19 protein-coding genes are annotated in these 25,899 nt (G+C 45.2%); 5 read left to right on the forward strand and 14 right to left on the reverse strand.

What is annotated here, in order from left to right:
• Nucleotides 1-81 precede the first annotated feature (81 nt).
• Both ACFQ21_RS03075 and ACFQ21_RS03080 read left to right on the forward strand, forming a co-directional pair.
• Entirely contained in the window at nucleotides 82-597 is a 516-nt protein-coding gene (locus ACFQ21_RS03075) for a L,D-transpeptidase family protein (protein ID WP_377574675.1), read from the forward strand.
• Nucleotides 598-824: 227 nt separating this feature from the next.
• The gene (locus ACFQ21_RS03080) at nucleotides 825-1,181 is read left to right on the forward strand and encodes a hypothetical protein (RefSeq protein WP_377574678.1); all 357 of its coding nucleotides are present in this window, start codon (nucleotides 825-827) and stop codon (nucleotides 1,179-1,181) included.
• A gap of 38 nt (nucleotides 1,182-1,219) precedes the next feature.
• On the opposite strand, the gene ACFQ21_RS03085 is transcribed toward ACFQ21_RS03080, so the two are convergent.
• From ACFQ21_RS03085 to ACFQ21_RS03115, 7 genes are all read right to left on the reverse strand, one after another.
• Nucleotides 1,220-2,443 carry an MFS transporter gene (locus ACFQ21_RS03085; RefSeq protein WP_377574680.1) on the reverse strand — a complete coding sequence of 408 codons (1,224 nt, stop codon included), beginning with the start codon at nucleotides 2,441-2,443 and terminating at the stop codon, nucleotides 1,220-1,222.
• An 86-nt stretch (nucleotides 2,444-2,529) separates the two neighbouring features.
• Complete coding sequence (locus ACFQ21_RS03090) at nucleotides 2,530-4,380, reverse strand: FAD-dependent oxidoreductase (protein ID WP_377574683.1); 1,851 nt, start codon at nucleotides 4,378-4,380, stop codon at nucleotides 2,530-2,532.
• Between the two features lie 56 nt (nucleotides 4,381-4,436).
• On the reverse strand, nucleotides 4,437-6,443 hold the full coding sequence (locus ACFQ21_RS03095; RefSeq protein ID WP_377574686.1) for an FAD-dependent oxidoreductase: 2,007 nt from the start codon (nucleotides 6,441-6,443) through the stop codon (nucleotides 4,437-4,439).
• A 70-nt stretch (nucleotides 6,444-6,513) separates the two neighbouring features.
• Nucleotides 6,514-7,953, reverse strand: a complete 1,440-nt coding sequence (locus ACFQ21_RS03100; RefSeq protein ID WP_377574688.1) for a RagB/SusD family nutrient uptake outer membrane protein — start codon at nucleotides 7,951-7,953, stop codon at nucleotides 6,514-6,516.
• Nucleotides 7,954-8,005: 52 nt separating this feature from the next.
• Nucleotides 8,006-11,329, reverse strand: a complete 3,324-nt coding sequence (locus tag ACFQ21_RS03105) for a SusC/RagA family TonB-linked outer membrane protein (protein WP_377574691.1) — start codon at nucleotides 11,327-11,329, stop codon at nucleotides 8,006-8,008.
• Nucleotides 11,330-11,517: 188 nt separating this feature from the next.
• Nucleotides 11,518-12,633 carry a FecR family protein gene (locus ACFQ21_RS03110; RefSeq protein WP_377574694.1) on the reverse strand — a complete coding sequence of 372 codons (1,116 nt, stop codon included), beginning with the start codon at nucleotides 12,631-12,633 and terminating at the stop codon, nucleotides 11,518-11,520.
• A 505-nt stretch (nucleotides 12,634-13,138) separates the two neighbouring features.
• Entirely contained in the window at nucleotides 13,139-13,732 is a 594-nt protein-coding gene (locus tag ACFQ21_RS03115; protein ID WP_377574697.1) for an RNA polymerase sigma factor, read from the reverse strand.
• 221 nt (nucleotides 13,733-13,953) lie between these two features.
• Here ACFQ21_RS03115 and ACFQ21_RS03120 point away from each other — a divergent pair, with 221 nt between their 5' ends.
• Nucleotides 13,954-15,420 carry a potassium/proton antiporter gene (locus ACFQ21_RS03120; protein WP_377574700.1) on the forward strand — a complete coding sequence of 489 codons (1,467 nt, stop codon included), beginning with the start codon at nucleotides 13,954-13,956 and terminating at the stop codon, nucleotides 15,418-15,420.
• Between the two features lie 181 nt (nucleotides 15,421-15,601).
• Here ACFQ21_RS03120 and ACFQ21_RS03125 read toward each other — a convergent pair whose 3' ends face one another.
• The 3 genes from ACFQ21_RS03125 to fucP all read right to left on the reverse strand — a co-directional run bounded on the left by ACFQ21_RS03125 (nucleotide 15,602) and on the right by fucP (nucleotide 19,105).
• The gene (locus ACFQ21_RS03125; protein ID WP_377574703.1) at nucleotides 15,602-16,921 is read right to left on the reverse strand and encodes a PQQ-dependent sugar dehydrogenase; all 1,320 of its coding nucleotides are present in this window, start codon (nucleotides 16,919-16,921) and stop codon (nucleotides 15,602-15,604) included.
• An 18-nt stretch (nucleotides 16,922-16,939) separates the two neighbouring features.
• On the reverse strand, nucleotides 16,940-17,695 hold the full coding sequence (locus ACFQ21_RS03130; RefSeq protein WP_377574706.1) for a TerC family protein: 756 nt from the start codon (nucleotides 17,693-17,695) through the stop codon (nucleotides 16,940-16,942).
• 192 nt (nucleotides 17,696-17,887) lie between these two features.
• Nucleotides 17,888-19,105, reverse strand: coding sequence for an L-fucose:H+ symporter permease (gene fucP, locus ACFQ21_RS03135; RefSeq protein ID WP_377574708.1), 1,218 nt, complete (start codon nucleotides 19,103-19,105; stop codon nucleotides 17,888-17,890).
• Nucleotides 19,106-19,390: 285 nt separating this feature from the next.
• Between fucP and ACFQ21_RS03140 the strand changes: the two genes are divergently transcribed.
• Nucleotides 19,391-20,182 carry a murein L,D-transpeptidase catalytic domain family protein gene (locus ACFQ21_RS03140; protein ID WP_377574711.1) on the forward strand — a complete coding sequence of 264 codons (792 nt, stop codon included), beginning with the start codon at nucleotides 19,391-19,393 and terminating at the stop codon, nucleotides 20,180-20,182.
• A 10-nt stretch (nucleotides 20,183-20,192) separates the two neighbouring features.
• On the opposite strand, the gene ACFQ21_RS03145 is transcribed toward ACFQ21_RS03140, so the two are convergent.
• The 3 genes from ACFQ21_RS03145 to ACFQ21_RS03155 form a co-directional block, all read right to left on the reverse strand.
• On the reverse strand, nucleotides 20,193-21,995 hold the full coding sequence (locus tag ACFQ21_RS03145) for a L,D-transpeptidase family protein (RefSeq protein WP_377574714.1): 1,803 nt from the start codon (nucleotides 21,993-21,995) through the stop codon (nucleotides 20,193-20,195).
• 393 nt (nucleotides 21,996-22,388) lie between these two features.
• Nucleotides 22,389-23,462 (reverse strand): sensor histidine kinase, encoded by a 1,074-nt coding sequence (locus tag ACFQ21_RS03150; RefSeq protein ID WP_377574717.1) that lies wholly within the window; start codon nucleotides 23,460-23,462, stop codon nucleotides 22,389-22,391.
• A gap of 36 nt (nucleotides 23,463-23,498) precedes the next feature.
• Nucleotides 23,499-24,176: a response regulator gene (locus ACFQ21_RS03155; protein WP_377574719.1), complete on the reverse strand. Its 678-nt coding sequence runs from the start codon at nucleotides 24,174-24,176 to the stop codon at nucleotides 23,499-23,501.
• Nucleotides 24,177-24,358: 182 nt separating this feature from the next.
• On the opposite strand from ACFQ21_RS03155, the gene ACFQ21_RS03160 reads away from it, so the two are divergent.
• Nucleotides 24,359-24,799 (forward strand): response regulator, encoded by a 441-nt coding sequence (locus ACFQ21_RS03160; RefSeq protein ID WP_377574722.1) that lies wholly within the window; start codon nucleotides 24,359-24,361, stop codon nucleotides 24,797-24,799.
• Between the two features lie 33 nt (nucleotides 24,800-24,832).
• On the opposite strand, the gene ACFQ21_RS03165 is transcribed toward ACFQ21_RS03160, so the two are convergent.
• The gene (locus ACFQ21_RS03165) at nucleotides 24,833-25,837 is read right to left on the reverse strand and encodes an AraC family transcriptional regulator (protein WP_377574725.1); all 1,005 of its coding nucleotides are present in this window, start codon (nucleotides 25,835-25,837) and stop codon (nucleotides 24,833-24,835) included.
• Between the last annotated feature and the right edge of the window lie 62 nt (nucleotides 25,838-25,899).

Raw genomic sequence — 25,899 nt, forward strand, 5'->3', positions numbered from 1 at the left:
AATCGCGCAGCAGCAGTACATTTCAACAGGTCTTTGCAAAATGTATAAGCACATACACGGCATCGCTATATCTATACCTTCGTGAAAAAAAGTCTTAGTATTATCTTTTTATTACTGCTATGCGGCTTACTGGTATACTATTTTCTGCCGGAAGAACGCCTGCCGGCTCATACCCGCATTGATAAACTGGTCGTGATAAAGAGTGAACGCACCATGCATGCGTACGCAAAAGGTAAACTTGTAAAAGTATATTCTATAGCCATCGGCAGGAATGCTGTTGGCGATAAAGAATATGAAGGAGATAAACGAACTCCCGAAGGATCGTATTACATTGAAGGTAAAAATCCCAACAGCGGGTACCACAAGAACCTGGGCATTTCTTACCCGGATAAAACTGATCAGCAGGAAGCCAACGCAAAAGGTGTGCGTGCCGGTGGCGATGTTAAGATACACGGCTTGAAGAATGGCATGGGGCTGCTCGGTAAATTTCACAGGCTTCGCAACTGGACTGCCGGTTGCATTGCTGTAACAGATGAGGAGATGGATGAGCTTTACGATGCGGTTGCTATTGGTACACCAATTATCATCCGCCCATAGGGCTATCGGTCCCTTGGTAAAAAGGAGGGTATTTTGTATCTGGTATTCATAGTAGTTAGCATGGGTTTTATATAGCTATAACACAACATCGCATCTATACTATATAGACCCTTTCTAAAAAGCTGTCCGGTCGGCCTTATTTTTCAGGTATAGTATATATTAAAAGATTTATTAAGGCAGTTGATCGGTTATTTTGATTATCGTAAAAAAAGTGAACTTTGGCGCACATGAAAAATTCAAGTAGTCTTGTCTCTACCTCCCTGAAGAAGGCACTGACCAATTGCATTGAAATACTGGAGACCTGCTCACTGGTGGTGAGAAGTGTTGACGACCCAAAGCTTATGCGACTGGGAAAAGTAGTTGGCGATTGTCTGGGAAGCTGCAAGAAGACGCTCATGCTTCTGAACAGTGAAGCGGAGGATGTAGTTGACTTCTTTCCGGTTTGTGAAGTGGCCTGTAAAAAATGCAGTGCTGCCTGCAAAGGTGTTGACCTCGATATGTTCAAAAAAGCGGTGGTGGCACTCACCGACTGCATTGCCGAAATACACTACGCCACGCCATCCGCCAGAAAAAATATACTTTAAGTCATCAACACATCACCAACGTTACACGTTACGAAACATCACTCTTCAAAATCGAGGTCGCGGCCAAAGGTTTCTTTCATGTTGTATAGTGCCAGCAAACCTATCAGGATCGTGAGTGCTCCTACTACGGAACCACTGGCAACCATCCCTATATTTACCCGCAAAAGTTCGAAAGCAAAAGTCAGCGGCAGCACGGTGGCGCGCACAACATTCGGCACCGTGGTAGCAACGGTAGCGCGTATGTTGGTTCCAAACTGCTCGGCTGCAATGGTAACAAACAACGCCCAATAGCCGATCGAGAATCCAAGCAACAAACAGCTCATGTAGAATAATGTTACCGATGTCTGCGCAACAGTAAAGTAGAGTGCTATAGCAAGAGCCGTTATGCCCATGAAGATCAGCACTACTTTCTTTCGGCTCTGTAAGTATTGGCTCAGACTGCCACTGCTCAAATCACCCAGTGATAAACCGATATAACAGAACATAACTGCTTTACCGGCATCAACAACTCCGGGTACAGAAAGCGTAGCGGCAAACTCGGGTGAGAAGGTAACAAGTATACCGATCACAAACCAGATGGGCAGCCCGATGAAGATACACCGTATGTAACTGACAAACGTACTATAGCGCGTGAACAACATAAAGAAGTTACCGCGTTCGACAGCCTTTGCCTTAGCTGCAGCAAACATACCCGACTCGGCCACACTATAGCGCAGCAGCAACAAACACAAACCAAGCCCCCCACCTATTCCATACGCAATACGCCAATCGGTATAGGCAGCAACAACGTAGGCCAGCACAGCACCGAGAAGTCCAACAGACGCAACCAGTGTTGTTCCGTACCCGCGAATCTGTTTCGGCAATATCTCAGCCACCAGCGTTATACCGGCACCAAGCTCTCCGGCCAATCCTATACCGGCTATAAATCGTAGCATAGCATATTCCGGTACAGTGGACACAAAACCGTTTGCCAGGTTTGCTAGTGAGTACAGGAGAATCGAACCAAACAAGACAGAAAGTCGGCCACGCTTATCGCCCAACACGCCCCACAGTATACCGCCCACCAAAAGGCCCGCCATCTGAACATTGATCAGAAATATACCTTGCTTCAGCAAGTCATCACCGGTTAACCCCAAGGCTTTAAGACTAGGCACGCGTACAATGCTGAATAACAACAGGTCGTATATATCTACAAAGTATCCCAAAGCGGCAATAACAACCGGTGGCTGGAGTACCTGCCTCCAGACGCTTTTATGATCCATACTATATATGATTTTAAAAAATGGAAAACTATGCTATAGCGAAGTATATACAGAAATATATACCTCGCCGCCATAGCACGTTTATTTTACTTCAATTGCTGATAGAGTTTGGTCAGTACATCCTTGCGACTGGTGCCGGCCTGCGCCTGGATCTTTATACCGGAGAGTTTCTCCCATGCAGCCAGCGTTATCTCATCGGCAGCGTCAGTCAGTTTCGCCTGCCATTCCGGTAAATATCCGCGCAAGGCCATGTACTGAACCATCGGAAAGTCCGCATGATCAGGTTGCACATCTTGAAAGTATATCAACGTTGCCTTCTGTTCAATCAGCACTTTCTGCAATTCAGCGATCGCTATATTTCTCACCTTTTGATTGCGATCAATCGCAAGTGATGCCGCTACACCGGCAGCCTGCCCGAGCGCCATCCAGCAGGGCTCCATGCGCAACGTTGAAAAACCTATGTGACTACCGGATACAGGAACAGGCAGTATCAGGTTATCAACAGTCTTCGGTACCATTACACCGTACGGCACGGTATATACCTGCGAAGGATAACTCAGGAAACCATCCAGGTGTATACGATTCGGTTCGCGCTTGCGCACAGCATGAGAATCTAATGCATAGTGACTTGCCGTTACACTCGAAGCATGCAACGGAGGACGCTGCCCCGGAGCAACTTCGGTTGCGTCTTTTGCCGTGAAGAAGTACAAGCCTTCAAACCTTCTGCCTTCACGTACATATACCTGGCGCGGAAAGTTATCGTTATCCGTATACTCATCTTTTGCAAAGCCCCACTCCTTCGCAGCCTTCCTGAAATGTTCCGGCAGTGCTTTATCATTCTGCGCAAACCAGATTAACCCTTGTATATAGTTTCGCAGGCGTTGTGCATACTGATCTCGCCATGCCCATGCTGATGTCGGCCACGGCCAGTTTTCTTCCGGAAGGTCAGTGGAGATAAACGCCATGTGTTGATTGTTGGCATCGGTCTTCGCATTGGGCAATGTTACCATGTTTGTTATTTTAGCGATGCCCCACACATCGCCCGGTATTTTACTGGGCTTGCCGCTCGCTATATACTTTCGGTTTTCTTCCAGCATGGCGGCAGTAACCTGCTGCATGTGCGCACCGGTGTGCCGGCCTGTCCAGACGTCTTCGATCAGCGATATATACTCTTCACGATTATACTGCAGCGGTTTCTTCACCTCAACACGATTGGCCGGATTGTTCGTGAGACACAATCTGTAGTTATACGATTGCACCGCGTTGTCGCCCTGAAATGTAGAGCCCTCTCCTTCCGTACCGCCCCAGTATTTATACACGATACCGGCTCCGGGTTCATTGAACTCATCTTTACCCTCACGACCTAACCGGAACGGCACTTTGGCAGCTGCCCCCAGATCACCTTCGTAGGTGGCATCCACAAATACTTTACCCGTATATTCTTCACGCTGCTGCGATTCGCGATTGAAAATGTATATCTTTTTGATCTGGTCATTCTCCATAAGAATATTCTTATCGAGCACATCAAACTGTCGCATCTTGCGAACGGTGATCTTTCCTTTTTGCTCGGCCAGCATTTGCTCGAGTATCTGTTCCGCCACAGAAGGCTCAAAGTGGAAACCATCTGAGCAATCTTTCACCTGCTTCGAGTCGGCACCGTACTTTGATATATAATATTGTTTTACCCGTGTGATAAACTCGGAAAATAAACCCGTGGTAGCACCGCGCGTAGCAATATCCGTAGCACCCAAACCATTCGCGGGCAATCCACCGATGTGCGTAGTGCGCTCCAGTATAACCGAGGTTTTACCTTGTCGGGCGGCTGCAATGGCTGTCATTATACCACCCGGTGTGCCGCCTACAATCACAAGATCGTATTGTGCATACGCACTTATCGCGATCAGCCATAATACATAGCTTGCTAATATTTTTTTCATGTGTATAGTTATGGTGCATGCGCACCGTGAACAATGAATACTTACGATTATTCAGATTATTTTACCGGCACCCAGATCACGGCATCTGCCAGCACTTTACCATCGGCCTTTGCATTGGATATTTCCGCATACGCAGATTTACCTTTCGACAAGGTATATTTTCCAACCGAAACCCATTCGCCTGAAGTTTGTCCTTCCACAATAATATCCGATGACTTAATGGTTTGCGGATATTGTTTGTTACCATCCGAAAGCGTTACAGTAATCTGTGACGACATGCCTGATACTTTCGGAAAGTATATATATACCTGGTATGTTCCGTTTTGTGGAATCTCCGGAGTAAAACGAACAGTCTCCTTCCCCGCACCGCCTTCAGCACTTACGAAGAATGATGGACCGTAACCGCCTTTCTTCTCGACAGTCCAATTACCCTGCTTGGTCACTTCGGCAGCATCGTCATTATCTACCAATACATCGAACAGTTTGCCATCGGCCAGCGGGTTGGCTTTTAATTCCTGCTGCAACTTCGCGATGTCGATTGACTGAATACTCTTGCCCTCGTTAATGGCGTGTACCGCAGCCGTTGCAGAAGATTGCGCCAGTACCATGAACACAGGCTCCATGCGAATGGAACCATACGCTATATGCGTTGCCGAAAGACAAACCGGAACAAACAAGTTAGTACACTCTGCTGCCTTTGGGACAATAGAACCATACGCGATCGGGTATGGACCAAAGCCACCCACTTCTACGTTCCCTTCGTTCTTCACCTGTCCATTCACCACGATACGTTGACAGTTGTGTGAGTCCATAGTATATGCAGCCATTCCTACACCATCTTTCACCACTTCTTTACCTTCACAGTTTGCCTGGCTCATCACGTAACTTCCTGCCATGCGTCTTGCTTCACGAATGTATAGCTGGGGCGACCAGTTGCCATGGTCTGTATACTCATCTTTCGGATATCCCCACTTCAACATTTCGTTCCGAAGTTCAACCGGAACGCGCGTATCATGACCGTAGAAATATAGTAATCCTTTGGTATAGCGTTCATGTTCATCAATGATCTGCTTGCGCTGATCATACGTGCCATCGGGATATTTATAATTCATGCCTATCATATCCGTAGAAAAGCCACCGCGATTGTTAATATCGGTTTTACTATTCGGCATACAACTCCAGATGAAGTAATCATCCAATCTTTTCCGGTCCGGATTCGCTTTCAACAAACGCACTGCGAGTTCGTATCGCGTGGAGTCATATCCCTCCGGCCGCGTAATCGGCACCATGTTATTTTTATCGGATGTAAGACAGATGCGATAATTATAGGCCTGTACTTTTTTATCGCCTGTCCCATTCGGTTGCAAAGTCTCACGGCTTATTCCCCACACAAGACCACTCTCCGGTTTACCGGGAATTATATAGGGATCTATACCATCCTGAAACTGGTGTCCGTGCATCAGCTGCACCCCATTGATCGTCTCGTTAAAATCTTTATTATCCTCGCGCCCGACTACATACGATACGCCAGCCTTTGCCATCAGGTCACCTTCGTATCCACAATCAATATATACCCTGGCGCGTACAATAACTGCGGCCGCGCTGCGATCAACAGCATTCTCCAATACCACTTCAGTAATGCGAGCTCCCTGTTTCTTTACATCGCGCAGGCGTGTCTCGTATAACACCTGGAAATTTCCCTGCGCCACATATTCCTTGAATATATCTTCCGCTACATGCGGCTCAAATGTCCATTGTTCAAACTTGCCATAATGTTTTCCGATGCGCCTGTAGAAATCGCGGGCCAGTCCGGTAATCGCATACTTGTTTCCGATATCAGTATAGCCTAATCCGCCCGAGCTCATGCCCCCGAGGTGGCGGCCGGGTTCAATCAGTATAGCTTTCTTGCCCAGTTTCTGCGCGGTATAGGCAGCAATAACACCTGCCGAAGTACCGCCATATACACATACATCTGTTTCTATAATTCGTTGCGCGGATGCCGCGGTTGTAACCAATACGAATATTGCAACCAACGCAACCACTATACGCCTTTTCAAAATCATGTCGTAGGGTTTAGTACAAGTAAAAAAAGGCATCTGCATCATGCGCAGATGCCTGTCTCAAAGTATATAGTTAGTATCCCGGGTTCTGGTCAGAAGCGTCCAGTGCTTTGTTATAGAGCATTTCTGAGTTCGGGATCGGCCAGTACATATGTTTCTCGGCCACGATTATATTTTTAACTTCCTTGATGCGTTGCTCGGCAATGCCCAGGCGTTTCAGATCAAGCCAGCGCTTGCCTTCATACATAGTCTCGTAACCACGTTCTTCCACTACTTTATCAACAAAGCTGGTGAGATCGAAATCACCGATAGCAAAATCAACAGGCGATGGTGTGTTTGCATCATAACCGTACGCTCTGCGGTGTACTTTATTAAGACTCTCCACCGCTTCAGCGGTAGGTCCGTTGTTAGCACGCGCTGCAGCTTCTGCATGAAACAACAACAAATCGGCATAGCGATACCACGGGTAATCATTGCCTGCACCGAGGTTGGTAGCAAGCGGGTCCCTATATTTCCGATAGAGACATGTATTGGCACCGAGGCCTACATCCACATTGTACAGAATGTGTGCTTTGCGCAGATCGCTCTTGCTCCAGTTTTTGATAATGGAATTGGACGCTGAGTCTGTATACTGTGCATATACACCGCCGGGACCAAAATATTTATACTGTGACGTAGCACGGTGTGCATAGTTTACCAAACCGAATCCCTGCTGGCGGGAGTACTTCAGATAGAAAATCTCTTCGGATGTGGACACCACTTCGGGGCCATAGATCTTCTGAAAGTCTTCGGATGTGGATACCGGCACCAGGCTATATTTACCCGAAGCAATTACTTCGGCTGCTTTGGCTCTTGACTCAGCCCACAGACCGAGGTTCAAATATACTTCTGACAATAAAGTTTTCGCGGCCCACTTCGTTGGTCTTCCGGGTTGGGCCGGTACATCCGGCAATGCCGCTTCGGCCGCCAGTGCATCACTTTCAATCTGATCGTATACCTGTTCAACGCTGGCGCGTTCTATATTGGGTTCTGTCATGTTGTTCTCAGTACGCAGTGGCACGCCTTTCCAGTTGCGTACCATCGCGAAGTACATGAGTGCACGCAGGTATTTTGCTTCGCCTACATATAGATCGATCGCAGCCTGCGATATATCATTTCCGTTCGGCACGTTCTTGATCACAATGTTGGCATTGCGTATCGCCTGGTATAGATTGTCCCAAACGCCACTTACACGCGTGATGTTGGTGTTGTCCAATCCCTGGTATAAACTTACAGGTGTCTGACTTCCGCGTGAGTTACCATAGTCGGCCATGCCTTCCAATTGTGCGGGGTAATTGAGACCGAGTGCTCCATCGGAACGCATCGGACCATATATAGCGTTCACAGCAGCGGCTGCTTCATCGGCCGTGTTATAAAAAACTTCTGCTGACAATGACTTTGGATTTTCCTCTAAAACTTCGCTGCACCCTGCGAGGGCGAGCGATGCAATTATATAGGTGAATACTTTTTTCATACGCTTTCTTTTTAAGTTACGAGCTGCGAGCTTGGGGATGGTGTGTGGGGTACTAGAAACCAAGTCGTACGCCTACCGTCATGCTTTTGGCTGTAGGGTAACTGTAGTGATCTATACCGAGACGGATGGAGTTGGCTCCTCCGTAGGAGTTGATTTCCGGATCGTACCAGGAGTAGTCGGTAAGCGTGATCATGTTTTGTGCGCTTACATATACCTGTGCCTTGCGCAGCCAGTTCAGGTTCAGATCGGTCACCGGGAGATTATAGCTCAACTGTATATTTTTGAAACGCAGGTATGAGCCGTCTTCCACAAAACGATTGGACACTTGTGTTTGCGTGGTGCGACTGATCACCGGGTATTTGGCATCGGTGTTTTCGGGTGTCCAATGATCTTCGTATACCTCGCGTGGCATGTTCAGCGCCTGGCCATAATCGAGTGTCTGGTTTACGGCACTCAGGTTGAAGATATCATTACCGTAAGAGCCTTGTATGAATACATTCAATTCGAAGTTCTTATAACTCATAGTTGAGTTAAATCCATAGGTATATTTCGGATTCGGATTTCCGATGATGCGTTTGTCGCCTATATCACGTGAACCGTTGGCACTGAAATCTTCGTATACAATTTTACCATTGGCATCATAACCTTTTTCAACATAACCGAAGAAGGAACCGATCGGAGCACCTTCACGCAGAATGTTAATATTATCGTTCACCACCGAGATATCAATGGATTGTCCTAATACATCATTGCCACCGTATAGTTTAACAACTTTGTTTTTATTGAACGATATATTGGCTGATACATCCCATTGAAAAGGACCTTCCAGTACAACGCCACCCGCAGAAAGCTCAAGGCCTTTGTTCTGCACTTTACCAACATTCTGTATGGTATAGCCATAGCCCAGTGACGAAGGAAGCGGAACTGTATTCAACAGGTCGCGTGTGTTCTTTATATAGTAATCCACAGTAAAATTAAAGCGGTTCTGCAGGAAGCCTATATCAAGACCTATATCTGTCTGTGCTGTCGTTTCCCATTTCAGCGGACCTGACAATCGTGTGCCGGGAGCGTAGTATGTAACCAGTGCATCACCGAATACTACTTTACCGGATTCAAGTTGATTCAATGTTTGATAGGGGTTGATCGCAGTACTTCCGGTTTCACCATAGCCTGCACGTAGTTTCAGGTCAGAAATGAATGATATACTCTTTATAAATTCTTCTTCGGATAAGCGCCATGCCAGCGAAGCCGATGGAAAGCTTCCCCACTTCTGTCCATCGCTATAGCGCGATGAACCATCGGAACGGAAACTTATCGTAGCGAGGTATTTATCTTTAAAGGTATAGTTTACGCGCGCGAGGTACGACAGTAACGCCCACTCAGAGAAGGAAGAGCTTGGTACACCTTGCGTAGCAGCAGCACCTATATCAAACGACTCCTGCACATCACTCACAAAACCACTGCCCGATGCATTGAGTGTTGTGGTGGTATAATTCTGATAGGTAAATCCCGCGACAGCGGAAATATTATGCGCTCCGAATTCTTTGGTATAGCTGATGGTATTTTCATTCAGTACACTGCTAATCTGTGTTGTAGCGATCGATGCAGACCCCGTTGAGTTGATGAACTTCTTTGTGGTGTAACCATCGGTGCGGTCTTCGGTATTCTCTACACCACCGGATATTTTTATAGCGAGTCCTTCTATCGGAGTAAAAGTGAGCGCTCCGTTGATCAATACTTTATTCGAGCGGATGTGATCAGACTGTTGCTCGATATAGTTAAGCGGGTTGGTAATAACATTCGATCCCCATGAATATGCCGCTGACAAATTGGTATAGGTACCATCTGCGTTATAGGGCGTTTGTGTCGGATACCCGGACAGCATAGCCGAAATCAGTGAACCACCACGGTTACCACCACCGGAGTTCTTGCGATCGGAATCGATACGACTTAAGATCGTATTGAGATCGAACTTGAATTTTTTACTGATGTCGGTAGTCACGTTAGCACGTACGGAGTTACGAACATAATCACTCCCGATGATGATACCTTCCTGGTTGAAATTGCTTCCGGAAATAGAGAAGCGTGTTTTCTCGGTACCACCGTTTATACTGATCGCGTGGTTTTGTATAGGAGCTGTTTGTAAAACGAGATCCTGCCAGTCTGTACCTTGTCCAAAGGAATTGATTTCATCTTGCGTAAAGTGAGGAGCAAGTCCATCGTTGGCAGCCTGCTCGTTATAGAACAACGCATACTCACGCGCACTCATCATATCGATCTTCTTGCGGATGGTCTGCCAGCCATAATAGCCATCGTATTCAACCGATGTTCTCCCCTGCTTGCCGCGTTTCGTTGTGATGATCACCACACCGTTCGCACCGCGCGATCCATATATAGCTGTGGCCGATGCATCTTTCAGTATCTGTATCGACTCTATATCTGCATTGTTGAGCAATGTAGGATTACCGGAATACGGAAAGCCATCCACTACATATAGCGGTTCGTTAAACCCCTGCACAGAGTTCGTACCCCGTACACGAACACTGATGGACGCTCCGGGTGCACCTGTATTTTGCGATATCTGTACACCGGGCGCACGCCCCGCCAATGACTGCACTAAATTGGTTGTGGGATAGGCGTTCAGTTCTTCCGACTTGATCGATGCAACGGAACCGGTGAGATCCGATTTCTTTACTTCACCATATCCGACCACCACTACTTCCTGCAGCGATGTAACATCGGCCGCCATTACAACATTCACGCTGGTTTGACTTCCCACAGGAACTTCCTGTGTAAGAAAGCCAATGAATGAAAAAACAAGTACCGAACTTTCGTCTTCAACGGAGAGGCTATACGTACCGTTGGCATCCGATGTAGTTCCGATCGTGGTTCCCTTTACAAGTATATTTACTCCGGGCAAAGGTTGTCCCTGCTCATCGGTAATGGTTCCGGTGATGAGTATATCATACGGCATTTTATTTTCCGAATCAGCCGGATCAATGTCCAGCGCTCCGGTGCGTTGACGCGTCAGCACGATCTGGTTGCCATCGGCTTCGAACGCAATCTGCAGCGGATCGAAAATTTGTTTCAATAAATCTCCCAAACGTTCATCCGCTGCTTCGATGTTTACGTTTTCTTTCGGAGAGATGAGTTGCGACTGGTAGAGAAATTTAACGTCGGTAGCACGTTCAATTTTTTGAAGCGCCACGCGAAGGCTTACATCGTTCAGGTCGATGGTAATTTTCTTTTCCAGAACCTGTGCAGTGATCTCACTGGCGTGAGCAACACCGAGAAATGTGAGTACGCAAATAAAGTGAATGAATGAGACCTTCATAATGAACAATAGCTGTCCATGAACTTGTAGTTCTTTTTTCATACTTTTGAAAATGGTTTGTCTTGAAGTGAAATGCGGAGAGACAACGCCCCTCATCCTCGCCAGGATGAATACGGGGCATTTCAGAACCGGTGGTGTTAGCGCACCATCGGTTTCTTTTTTGTATGGGTATTATGTTTTCATAAGCTTATACAATTGGTTTGGGTTTGGGTAGTGTTGTGTTCAGGTTTTCACTGACTCGTACATCCTTTGCTGTAGATGATGATGTGTGAGTCAATGATCTCGTACGATGCATCTATACCTTTACAGATGAGTTTCAGTTTATCGTAGAGCGGCTCATCCGTTAAGGATGCATTAATGGCACAGCTGGCCAGTAATTCTTCATCGTATACTATATCTACACCGTAGGCATTTTCAATGGCATCAAAAACTTCCCGGATCGGTGTATCGGTAAATTCAAATTCCTGTTTGGCAACCGGTATCAACACCGATGGATTTTCTACAAGTGATTTCACCATCTTCATGGCTTTTCGTTCATATACTACTTGTTGATTCGGCATCAGTACAACACCTTCCACGCGATCTACTGCATCTTCAACCACTTCTTCTTTCTTCTCTTTTTTCTGATCCTTGAACACGGATACTTTACCGGTCTTTACCTGCACCGTTACATTCTTTTCTCCTATGAAATTGCGCACGGTAAAGCTTGTTCCCAGCACACGCGTTATAATTTCATTTGCATGTACGATAAAAGGACGGGCAGGATCTTTCTTTACTTCAAAGAAAGCTTCACCGATCAGGTATACTTCGCGCAGATCTTTTTTGAAATGCTTCGGGTAACGCAACATGGTATGCGGCTGCAGCACAATAGAAGTACCATCTTCCAGCACAACAGTCTTTGGCACATCATTATTATTGACGTGTTTCTCCAGGTTAATCGTAGCTACCACCGGATGATGATTAACGGCAGGATGTCCGGTAAATACAACCTGATAGGTATACCATCCTATACCCAGTATAACTACCACGGAAGCGGCCTTCATATACCAGCGCTTGTAGAACGGTATAATTTTCTTCTCCTCCTCTGCGAGTATAGATAGTGTACCGGAAATTTCATTCCATATAGCACGTTGCTTTTCATGTCCCGGTAAATGCTGAGGCTCTTCGAGAATAGCCCGTATCATCAACCGCGCTTCATCTACTTCTTCCTTTCGATGCGGGTGTTGCTCAAGCCAGTTCTTCCAAAAGCGGTCGAGTTCCGGGTAACGGTTTGCATACTTCACCCATTTGATGAAGTCATCATCAGTGGCTAACTCTTCAGCACTAAAGCGGGCATAATCTTTCATACCTTGTTGAAATCAATTCAAACGTTATAATTACCAAAAGCAACGTTTTCGGGATTTAACTCACCCGGAAGGAAAAATATTTTTGAATTATAGCAGAAATGTGGCAAGGGAGAGAATTTGAAAGGAAGAAGATCGAATATTGCAGGAGTTGGGAAGTCGGAAAAGTCCGTAAGTCGGAAAGTTAGAAAGTCAGGAAGACCGGAAGCGAGAAAATCGGAAGTTAAAGAATTCCGGATGTTTAGAGAGTTATAAAGAGTTGTAATTGTGTTTGAGAATATAAAATCTGAAAACTTACGCTATAGTGACTATAGACCGTAGAGTATATAAAATTATAGAATATAGGGATCAAAAAAGTTATTGAGCCCGAAGGCCATTGCTATAAAATTCATTCAACGTGTACTACCAGGCTTCTTCAGCTTTCTATACATTAAAGTCATTCTTATCTCGACATTATTACATTCGCACTTCCACTCTTTTCCAACTTCTGGTCTTCCGGACTTTCTGACTAAAAAAAGAGAAACACCAACAATCCAATCACATACTTAGCATAATGCCGCAGTTGCAGCAGGCCGCGTTGCACGAGGTTACGCGCGGATTGTTCGTTCACATTCAGGATGGCTGCGATTTCATCGAACGACATTTCATCGTAGTAACGCAACACCAACGCTTCATACTGACGGGGAGAAAGATCGCTGAGTAATTTTTTTAACCGATATATACGTTGCTTGTTATTCTCTTCGTCAATCAACTCCTGCTCGGATGAAGGTGTTGCAGCTTTCAATGCGTCTTCAATGATGGAGCCATCGGCTGTGAAAAAGTTACTGCGCGAATCATTACGCATCAGTCTTCTCCGCAGCGAGCGGTATAAATAAAACCGAACCGATGTTGTTGATGACAGCGAACTGCGAAAGCGCCACAGGTCTACAAAGAGATCATGTATACCATCTTCCAGCGCGGCATCTGTTGTGCCGATCTTCTTGCCGTAATTATAAAGTAACTTGAAATAGCGATCGTATAACCATGCAAAAGCCTGTTCATTGCCCGCCCGCATAGCTTCCCACTGCTTCAGTTCTATTTCGTTGTGTACGTTGAGGTGCATGGTGTTGACGTGCTTAAATACGGGAATTTATTTTACAAAAACCAGTATCCCATCTTATTTAAATCGTTTGAACTTTTCAGTAATGCTGTTTTTGATGTAAGAAAAAATAATAAATTGATGGAATAAATCTGTTTTAATAGTGCCGTGCAACGGGCAACGATACTACAAACTTCACGCGCTTTTTTAACTTTGTCTGTTTCAGCTTTTATCACTCTACCAACATGGCACTTTCCTCACACAATATATTACTGTTAGGCTCCATTCTTCTTTTCGTCAGTATCATTACCAGTAAAACATCTTTCAAGTTCGGTATACCAGCACTCATCCTTTTTCTGATCGTAGGCATGGTGGCCGGCTCGGATGGTCTTGGCGGAATATATTTCAACGATCCAAAAATTGCTGAGTTCCTCGGTGTGGTGGCGCTGACATTTATACTTTTCTCCGGTGGATTGGACACGAAGTGGGAAAGTGTAAAGCCGGTACTCAAGAGTGGTATTTCATTATCGACTATTGGTGTTCTTGTTACCGCCACGATCGTAGGCGTGTGCTCATCGTACCTGCTGAATATATCTGTAATGGAAGGTCTGTTGCTCGGAGCCATTGTCTCATCTACCGATGCTGCTGCTGTATTCTCTATTCTCCGTTCGCGAAATATAGGACTCAAAGGTGTAATTCGTCCGTTGCTTGAGCTTGAAAGTGGAAGTAACGATCCAATGGCATACTTCCTCACCGTAAGCTTTACGTTCCTGGTACAAAATCCGGATGCTTCCATTGTATCGCTTATACCGAAGTTCCTGATTGGTATGATACTCGGTACGGTATGCGGATATACTTTCGGAAAACTGATGATCTTTATTACCAACAAGATCAAACTTGATATCGAAGGACTATACCCTGTATTGATCTTGTCGCTGGTGTTTTTCACGTTTTCCTTCACCAACTTTATAGGCGGCAACGGTTTTCTCGCGATCTATATAGCGGCTATCATTCTGGGTAACGCTAATTTTATACACAAGAAAAGTCTCATGAAGTTTTACGATGGTCAGGCGTGGCTTATGCAGATCATCATGTTCCTTACCCTGGGACTATTGGTATTCCCGAGTCAGATCGTTCCCTTTATAGGGCCGGGTGTTTTACTGGCGGGTGTGTTGATATTTCTCGCGAGGCCCATTGCTGTTTTTATAGCGCTTGCCAACTCTGACCTCCGCTGGAGAAAAAAACTTTTTATATCGTGGGTAGGTTTGCGCGGTGCCGTGCCGATTGTATTCGCTATATATCCGTTGATTGCCGGTGTGCAGAATGCTCCGATGATTTTCAATCTTGTATTCTTTATATCCGTATCATCCGTACTCGTGCAGGGCACTACGCTGGCGCTAGTGGCAGACTGGCTAAAGGTAAGTGTTCCTGAAAAGATCAAACGTAAATTTCCGCTGGACATTGAGATCAAAGACGATATCAAAGCTGAACTGCTGGAGTTCGATATACCCGCCCACTCCCCTGTTGCCGGCAAAGCTGTTGTCGAATTGAATCTGCCACGCACAGCGTTAATCGTATTGATACACCGCGAAGGTAAATATATGACGGTACGTGGTGATACCGTTATCCAGGAGCACGATCACCTCCTCATTATGGCCGATAACAAGGAAGTTGTAAAAGATATACATGCCTGCTTCGAGGTTGAAGGCTAGGAAATAGCTGCGAGCATTGAGCTTTGAGCTGCGAGATTGGGGGAGTATATATAGTATCCGTATAAAAGTATAAATCCATTGCATAGAAATCACGAAGAAAACACAAAGTTTTTCTCCGTAACTTGTGTCTCCTCTGCACTTTGCACAATTGGATTTTCTAATAACGGATAACGATTCACAATCAACGACTCAACGCCTGTACGCGCCAAATGGTATTCGCTGCATCATCGGCTACGAGTAATGCTCCATCCGATGCAACGGCTACGCCTGCCGGGCGGCCGTATACTTCTTTACTGCTTTCGTCTTTTATAAAGCCTGTGAGAAAATCTTCCGGAGTGCCGGGCTTGTTTCCTTCGAAAGGTATAAAGACAACTTTATAGCCGGTAAATTTCGAACTGTTCCACGATCCATGCTGTCCTATAAATGCACCATTGTGATATTTTGACGGAAACGTTTTGGCATCATAAAATACAAAACCAAGTGAAGCCGAATGCGCATCCAATGTTACATCGGGCACAATTACATTCCGGATCGAATCCGGTAACGGCATGTCAACATCCGGATCATCGTGATGACCCAAGTAGGTATAGGGCCATCCGTAAAAGCCTCCCTCCTTAACACTCGTTGCATAATCGGGGACAAGACCATCACCCAGATTATCGCGTTCATTTACCGCAGCCCATAGTGTATTGGTGCCCGGTTGCCAATCTATACCCACCGGATTGCGAAGTCCGCTCGCATATATACGCAATTCTTTCCCATCCGAATTAACCTCAAGTATATTCGCTCTTCTGTATTCATGTTCCATACCGTTCTCGCCATTGTTACTGCCAGAGCCTACTGCTATATATAGTTTGGTATTATCAGCGCTCGCAATAACATTTCGGGTCCAGTGATTGTTGTAGCCACCTGCCGGCAATGGTACAATCATTTCTCCTTTTCCTTTCAGTGTACTAGCACCGGCCTTATACGGAAAGCGCCAGAGTCCATCGGTATTGGCTACATAGAAATAATTATTGAGAATAAGCATACCGAAGGGTTGATTGAGATCGTCAAGAAAAACGGAGCGTATCTCCGGTGTACCATCTTTATTAGTATCCCGTAACAGTGTAATGCGGTTCGCGCTCTGTCCTGAATTTTGTGAACCTGCTTTGCCGGTAACTTCGTCTTTAACCTTGGCAACGCCTTTGGATTCGGTGTTGGCCTCTGCTACAAATATATCTCCGTTAGGTCCTATATATATCCAGCGCGGGTTCTGCAATTGATCTGCAAACTTCGTTACTTCAAAACCTGCAGGCGCTACCGGCGTTGTGCCGATGGGCCAGCCCACCACGTTGCTGTAGTTCTTTACCGATTTGGTTGCATGGGGCTCCGGTAAAGTGCCGGCAGTGGTTGCAACGGTATCGGTAGACGCCTTTTCAGAGTCTTGCTTACGACTGTTACAGGATGAACCGATCATCACAGCAAAAAGGACTATAAGCGGTATAAAAGTTTTCAGCATGCAGTTATGGATTTGGGTTTATCGGATCGTATTTTTTACGTTGATCTTTCTATCAACACCCGGTGTGATGGATGTCTTCTTGCGAATTTTCATATTCAGCACTTCAATTATGACAGCAAACGCCATAGAGAAGTATATATAGCCGCGCGGTACATGTACATGGAAGCCTTCTACCACCAGCAACGTTCCGATCATAACCAGAAATGCGAGCGCCAGCAACTTCATGGCCGGATGTCGCTGTATGAAATCGCTTATGCCACGGGCAAAGAATAGCATAACGGCCAGTGATATAACAATGGCAATAATGATAATGATGACGTTCTCCACCAGGCCGATGGCAGTAAGGATAGAGTCCAGCGAGAATATAAGATCGATGAGTACGATTTGAATAATGGCCGAACGCAAACTTAACAAGCGTGGTTTATTTTCGGCATGTGCCGCTCCTTCCAGCTTGGCATGAATCTCGGATACACTCTTACCAATCAGAAAGAGACCTCCAACAATCAGAATTATATCGCGATAACTAAGGTTGAATTGATTCATAGTAAGCACAGGCTTCTGCAATCCAATCAGCCAGCTTACGCCCAGCAGCAAAATGATGCGCGCCACGAGTGCTATACCAATGCCCAGCACACGCGCCTGGTTCTGTTGTGCCTGTGGCAACCTTCCCGAGAGAATTGAAATGAAAACAATATTATCGATACCTAAAACTATTTCTAGAAATGTGAGCGTTAAAAGACTCACCAGCCCTTCCGTTGTGAAAATAGAATCCATCCTTCCTGGTTATGTGATCAGGACGAATACTAAAAATCAACGCCAATGCAGCTTCAAAGTATATTTCAAAGGGTTACGTGATCTCCATTCACTTTCACGGGATCAGTGTCCAAGTATTTCCACAGATGTGTATTAAAAAAGAAAGCCCTGAGTATTACTCAAGGCTTAATCTTAAAACTATATCTCAGCTTTCTACTTCTTTACTTTATAAAGAGCAAATCCATAAACAAAAATTACCGAGTAGCAGATGATCGGTAAGTAATATGCTGCAGCAACACTTTTGTTCGCAACAATGCCCATGATGGGAGGAAACAACGCTCCTCCTACTACTCCCATAACAATATACGATGAAGCCTGCTGGGTATATTTACCCATATCTTTCAAGCCGAGACTAAAGATGGTCGGGAACATAATGCTGAAAAAGAAGTTGAGCATAATAAGCGATACAAACGAAACGGTGCCCCAGCTCTGCGCGATGATGATACAAAGTATAATGTTGGCAACAGCATAAATCGACAGCAATTTGTTCGGTGCAATGAACCGCATCAGGAACGTTGACAGGAATCTTCCCGCCATCATCATCGCCATGCTTAATGAGAAGAAATAAGCGGCACGTTCATCACTCATCCCAGGATTGATCTCTACACTATAATTAATGAAGTATGCCCACGTACCTCCCTGCGCAGCAACATTAAAAAATTGTGTAACAGCCGCCCACACAAAATGCCGGTGTTGAAAAAGCTTTTTAGGCGGTGCATCAGTCGTACCTGGTTCGTCTGCGTTATGCGGATCGGAAAGTGGTGGAACTTTTACAAATGCAAATGATAAAGCAATAACAGTTATGACTGAACCGATGACGATGTATAGGAATTTAACAGAGTCCAATTCATTGGTATAGTCCTGGCCTGCGCGAAGAATGAAAAAGCCTCCGAGTGCAGGACCAATAACGGCTCCCAATCCATTGAACGATTGAGCAAAGTTAATTCGCTGATCGCTCGTACGCTGGTCTCCCAGCGAAGCAACGAACGGATGCGCTACTGTCTCAAGCGTGGCAAGTCCACAGGCAAGTATAAACAGTGCTGCGCGAAAGAAGGAGAATGATTCTGTGTTGGCTGCCGGTATAAACAGAAATGCTCCAAGGGCATACAGGAACAATCCCAGCAGAACACCATTCTTGTACCCGAACCTTTTCATAAACAGGCCGGCGGGTATGCCCATAACTGCATAGGCACCGAAGATCGAGAACTGCACCAATCCGGATTGCGATTTGGACACGTTCAACACATTCTGAAAATGTTTGTTGAGTGTGTCGCCCATGGTAATGGCAATGCCCCATAACATGAAGAGGGATGTAACAAAGATGAGCGTAACGATGTACTTCTTCTCGGTAAAGGATGGTTTTAAGGTCATGTCAAAGAATTTAGTAAGATGAACTTGAACCGCCCGAAGCAACACTTCGTGTTTCACTCCGGCATATTACCTCTAACATAACTCACTTTATCGAAATATCTATTATTCCGCAGAAGGTTTCTGGAAATAAGGTGCCTTGATATTGTATACTTAAAAATCTCTTTCCGGGAGAAAATCGCTTGGAGCCTTTCAATTTAGCTCAGGTGTACTTTTTCACTTTTTGTTGATTTTTTTAAGGCTGCCTTTCATGATTGTTTTGTAGTATCAAAATAACCCCTCTTCAGAATGACGTATGTACTATACCTGTTGCTGAGTCTTTACTCAGCGGCACCTGCTCAACCCGAAACAATAACCTCGCTCCACACTGCAAACATCACGGCTGTTACCGATTCTATCGATCACACAACTGCCACACATGTTGATGCCGCTGTTTCCTTTGACGACTCGTTGCAGACTCTCTATACGTCTATCGGACTTGAAAAATATAACCTGTCGTACAAAGTTTTCAAGTATGCTGTAATCGGCTACTACACACTGCGCATGCAGGGAAAGCTTAACGATAAAAACCTGTTATCTATTATTGATTTCACCAAACCAAGCACACAAAAGCGCTTCTACACCATTGATCTTGAACATCATATCGTAAAATTCTTCACGTATGTGAGTCATGGGAAAAATACCGGTGAAGACATCGCCAAATCATTTTCCAACATGGTTCATTCCAACCAGAGCAGCCTCGGCTTTTATGTAACTGCTGAAACCTATGTAGGCAGCAAAGGCTACAGCCTGAAACTGGATGGCATGGAAAAAGGCTATAACGACAACATGCGTGAGCGTGCCGTGGTTATGCACGATGCTGAATACGTGAGCGAATACTGGATTAAACACTATGGCCGTCTGGGAAGAAGCCAGGGCTGCCCTGCTCTTTCGAAAGAAATTGCCAGAGAAGTGATTGATGCCATCAAAGGTCACACAGCCATTTTCGCATACTTCAATGACGAAAACTACCTGTCCACTTCACGCTACCTGAACCTTGACCAACTATTGCAGAACGTCAACGTAACGGCTAAGCGCTGATTACTCTTTCTTAGATTCCAGCTACAGCCGAAGGTTTCTGCGCAGGATATAACTGTTGCAACTGACGTTTATCGTGACCGTAGATATCTTCGCGGAAGTTGATCAATCCATTTTCATCTACCCATGCCGTGCGATACTCGATGTGCACCGGGTATTTTTTACGCAGATGAATGGTTGCCGGAGTTCCGGCATGCATAGCTTTCTGCACAGTCTCTTTTGTCCAGCCACGTTGGTCGCGGAGTAAATATTCTGCAAAACGTGCAGGTTCATCCAGGCGCACGCAACCGTGACTGAGTGCGCGATAACTCTTCTTAAACAGGCGGTGGTTCGGAGTATCGTGCAGGTAAATATTCATTTTGTTAGGCATGCCGAACTTCACCAGTCCCAGCGAGTTGTCAGGACCCGGCTGTTGCACGATGCGATATTTATAAGGATTGACCGAACCATCTTTCCACGCTTCCGCTGAAGGATCGATTGTTTCTTCATTCTTATAGAAAGCATAATTCTTCTCGGTATAGTAAAGCGAATCTTTCTGCAGACGCGGTATAATTTCCTCTTTGATGATGCTGGTTGGCACAGTCCACGTAGGACTGAAGATTATATGATTCACTACATCGTTGAACACCGGAGTAGGTTTATTCGGAGCACCTACAATCACGCGCATATCAAACGCTTCTTTACCGTTCTCAAACATGCGGAGTTCATATTCCGGGATATTTACCGTGATATAATTATCCCCATACGCATCCTGTGGCAACCAGCGGAAGCGCTCCATGTTCATGGCGATGATGTTGGCCTTATCTCGAAACGACTGATTCAGAAAACGCACCGTCTTCTCTCCAATGATACCATCCGGTTCCAGTCCGTGGCGTTCCTGGAACCATTTTACAGCAGATACCAACGCTGCATCGTAGCGCAGTGAATCGGTTTGACCGGTTACAGAATCTATGGGAAGTGTATAGGCTTTCAGATCCGTCAGCAATAATTTTTTACGGATCAACGGTATAACCTGGTTGCGTTCATCCGGTTTGATCTTGCTCGCAGCAACACTCACCGGAAATTCTTTAGGCTCCGCTTTCTCGAGTGTCTGGTATTGCTTCAGTGCCTGTTGCAGTTTGGCATATTGCTCATATACAGGTTGCAAACTGTTTACAGCGGTGATGAGTTGTTCAGGCTCAAGAATTTTAGCCAGTGTAAATACATCTGTAGTATTATCCTCCGGCTTAAACTCGCGGAGCCATACGGCAGTGGTGTTACCCGGATTTCTCACCTTACCTTCCGCAAGGTGCGTGGTGAAAAGGAAAAGCTTCTCGCTGATCTGTATATCCAGATCAATGAGTGTTGCTGTATCCAGCGGCTTCCGGCTATATAGTTCTTCGAGCTTTGCAGCGAGATCGGTAATGGTATAGTCTTCAGGCACCAGTCCATAACCGGATGCATCTGCCATTAACGCTGTGAATTTCTGATAGAACGGATTGGGTGCATATTCACCTAACCACTTGGTGTGATAGTCGCTCAGCGCATAAAAGCGATGCACTTTATCGTGAACTTTCTGATTATAGTATACATCCTGCTTCCATACCTGCGTGAGGCGGGTATCCAGCGGATGTTTCAATGTATCGATGGAGAGATTGCGTCCGGGCCGTACAGGCTGCGCATAGAGTGAGTCGGTTTGAGCCGCCACTTGCTCAGTGGCACCCTGCTTAGATGCTGTGTCTGTAGGTGTAATGTTTTTACTGCAAGAAAAGAATATGGCTACGCAGAGTACACCGACAACGTAACTGCCCGACTTTTCAAAAATCTGATTCTTCATATTGGTTCTCACCTTTCCTGAATTGAAAAAATAATTCCAACGGGTTGGGTCTTCCTTACGCATGCCCAACTCGTAAACTTGTGGAGTGACAGCGTATTTAGGTCTACAGAAAAGGCTCATAACTTGTCTACAGGTTTATTCCTGTATAATCGATATTGCAACCTTTAGGCCAACTATTTTTCAAATAAATTAGAGGATTTTAGCGTATGTATGATTTGTGATGTTATGAGAAAGTAATTTGCATAAAGCCTATACTTCACCACAAAACTATATCTGTTTTCATTGGGAACAAAATAAAAATCGGATTTAGCTGAACGAACAATTTTGCGCTATATACCCGACAAAAGAACAGCCTGTGCATTTTTATACCCAGGCTGACATATATAGCCTGTATTACTCTTTGGGGAACCTGACAAAAAATACAGCCCCATCATTCTCGGTACTTTCAAACCAGATCTGGCCGTTCATCAACTCGACAAGATTCTTCACAATCGGCAGGCCCAATCCCATTGATTTTTCACCCTTCAGTCCCGGCCTGCGCACCGCATCGTTGCGTTGAAATATAAAGGATTGAAATGCCTGCGGTATACCGATGCCGTTATCTTTTACACTCACAACAAAATCCTCTTCACCTTCTTCCAGTGTTATATCAATCTGGCCACCTTCGGGTGTGAATTTGATGGCGTTGGAGATGAGGTTATGAATGATCTGAAAGAACTTAACACTGTCAGCATTGATATACAGGTTATCCAGCTTCGTTATAAGCGTAAAGTTCTTGTCGTGATTAGTCTCTACCAGTTTCACCAGTGTTGCGCGCACCCGATCAACGATATCAAAACGACTTTTCTTGATAAAGATGCGTTCAGACTCCTGGTGTTCTTCGCGTAAAAAGTTGGTCACGATATCAATGCATTCACGGGTTATACTGCGGATAAGTTGCAGCTGCGCATTCATGTCCTTATACGAATCTCCCTGATAAGACTCTTCGATCTTGTCTAGAATGCTTTGCGAAAGATTCAGCGGTCCGTAGAGATTATGGGTAACCATATCCAGCAGTGTATCTTTCTTGGCACCATAGTTAATGATATAGTTCTCGTGCTCCTTGATGCGGCTGACATCTTTTACAAAACCGATAACCGTAGTATTGTTATCCAATACATACGCATCGCACGAAACGTGCTTCAGCAACCCGCTTGAAATTTTTATCGTGAACTCCGTGCTGGTTATACAACCAAAGTGAATGAGATCCGAGAAGCGCGAACGCAGGTAATGCTGGTCTTCCGAGATGATCAGATCCAGCAGTAACCTTGACTGTGCGTAAAGATTTTCGTGACTTACATAAAAGATCTCACTGAAGGCCGGATTGACGTACTGAAATTTGCGTTCGTCAATCTTATAAATGAAAACACCATCGCTGGATAATTCTCCAATACGTTTGATCTCCGTGTACACCGGGGCTTCTTGCATGGGGCTAAAACTTTATAGCAAATAGAAAGGTATATACTATACTTTCAAAAAGCCACGCGCAGAGGCATACGCAATAAGTTCAGCTGTATTCTTCACTTTCGCCTTCTGAACCATGTTCTTGCGGTGAGACTCCACGGTCTTTTCGGTAATAAATAAATTTTCGGCAATTTTTCTGGACGAGTGCCCTTTCGCCATCAGCTCAAGCACTTCCCGTTCGCGTTTGGAGAAAAACTCATCTTCTCCGCGCAACGTATCCTCAATTCCGGCTAAAAATTTATTAATGTTTTTCAGTTTTCGCGAGGTCTCGGCACAAATATATTTCTTGCCGCTGTACACGACTTTAATAGCCTGGATAAGCTCTTCGTATCCGGCTTTCTTGGATACAAACCCCATGGCACCGGCTTTCATGATCTTGGCAACCCGGTCGGCATCATCATAAACTGAATGGGCGATGATCTTTACTTTGGGATATTTCTTACGGACGATTTCACATACTTCAAAACCATCAATGGTACGAACGTCCTGCATTCCGTCCAGGTAGATATCAAGCAGGAGTATATCAATGCGCATTTTATCGATAACACTCAACAGCTCCTCCCCTTTTCTTGCTTCGCCTACAACTTCAATGGCTTCATCATTACCTAACAAAAACCGAATGCCATCACGTATAATTTTGTAATCTTCGAGATGAAAAACTTTGATCTTTTCGGGCATTTTAAAGCGATTAAATCCTTAAAGGTATATTGCTTTAATGTTAATAAGTCCAAAAACCGGTCAAATCCGACTAAAAATCAGGGAAATCCCTGATAGAAAGTTAGGGTGTAACCATCTAATATTGAACTGTTGTTTGGAATACATCAGCGGGCGATATAGCATGAGCTGAATACGTAAAAAAAATGATGCCCGTTTACCTTAACTTATACTTTATCCCGATGAGTGAAGACCTGTTGATTAAGAATATTTTTTACGCTGACGATGATCCGGATGATATACTATTATTCAAAGACGTATTTCAGGACTTAGGACTTCCGATCGATATTACGATCGCTGAAAACGGAATTATACTCCTGGAAAAGCTTCGTGCTGCCAACCGGTTTCCCGATGCTATCTTCATGGATCTGAACATGCCGTTGAAGAACGGCTTTCAGTGTCTCAAAGAAATAAAAGAGCATCCCGAATTCAGTTCTATACCGGTGGTTATTCTGTCTACATCTTCTACGCTGGATAATATCGAGAAGTCGTACAAACTGGGAGCCTTTCAGTATATACAGAAGCCATCGCAGTATGCACACCTGAAAGTGTCTATCGAGAAATGCCTGGCTAAACTTTCTGTATAAAGAAATAACCGGCTATATATTTTTAGTCTTTGCCTATGCACGGTAACTGGCCGGGGCTTTTCCTGTCCAACGTTTAAAGGCACGGGTAAAGGCACTCAACTCATTATAGCCAAGCATACCCGATATTTCCTTGAGTTGGTAATTACCCGAACGGATATAGTGTACCGCCAGTGACTTTCGAACGCTGTCAGACAACTGTTGATACGTTACTCCTTCTTCGCGAAGCTTTCGCTGCAGGCTCCGCGCACTGATGTTAAAATTAGCAGCTACCTCCTCCTGGCTAAGTATACCCAGATACGCATGCTGTAACAGGTACGTATAAATCTTAGACTGCAATGTTTGCGCATTACCTTCTTCTTTACCAATTGTATTTACTTTGTCCAACAACACCTTCTGCAGTTCATAGTTGGCGGTGAGAATGGGTTCGTCCCAGTATGCATTGTCAAACTCCAGGGTATGCTGCGTCTTGCGCACAGGCGTGCAACGAAGCACGCGCTCATATTCATGTATATGCACAGACTGAAAAGCGTGTCGCACCGATACAGGCTTTACTTTCTCCAGCAACAAACCATCGAGTTCATGTATCGTGAATATCATGAGCAGATCGAGCATCTGGCGAAATGTAACGGTATCGCTTTGTTGCTTCCCGATAGCGGTTGGTATAAAATGTACTGTAAAGGTTTTCCTGGATTGTATCACATCCATCGTTACAAGGTCAGTTACCATCGGAGTCATGGCTGCAGCATGCGCCAACGCTTCCCCTACTGTACCGCTCATCTTGATGATCTCGCCTACTACGCCAAGCGCACTCAACTGCAGCGATTCACCAAAGTGCAATCCAAATAAAGGATCATCGCACAGGTGACTCGCATTCACCCAGAGGTCTTCCTGTTGTTTGCGCGTAATGGTAACGGCTTCATTTCGTTTCAATGCCGCCAGGTCAAGATTACAAAGCTTGCAGAGTTGCTGTGCCGATATACCCCGTTGCACTGCATACGCCAGCAGACTTAGTACGAATCGCTTTTGTTGCTCATCCATACAACAAATATACTGGTTCAATCAAGGTGTTTACCATGCCACCCTACCGTTGGCGCAAGATG

The sequence above is a fragment of the Ohtaekwangia kribbensis genome, from assembly GCF_042676245.1.
GTDB classification, from domain to species: domain Bacteria; phylum Bacteroidota; class Bacteroidia; order Cytophagales; family Cyclobacteriaceae; genus Ohtaekwangia; species Ohtaekwangia kribbensis.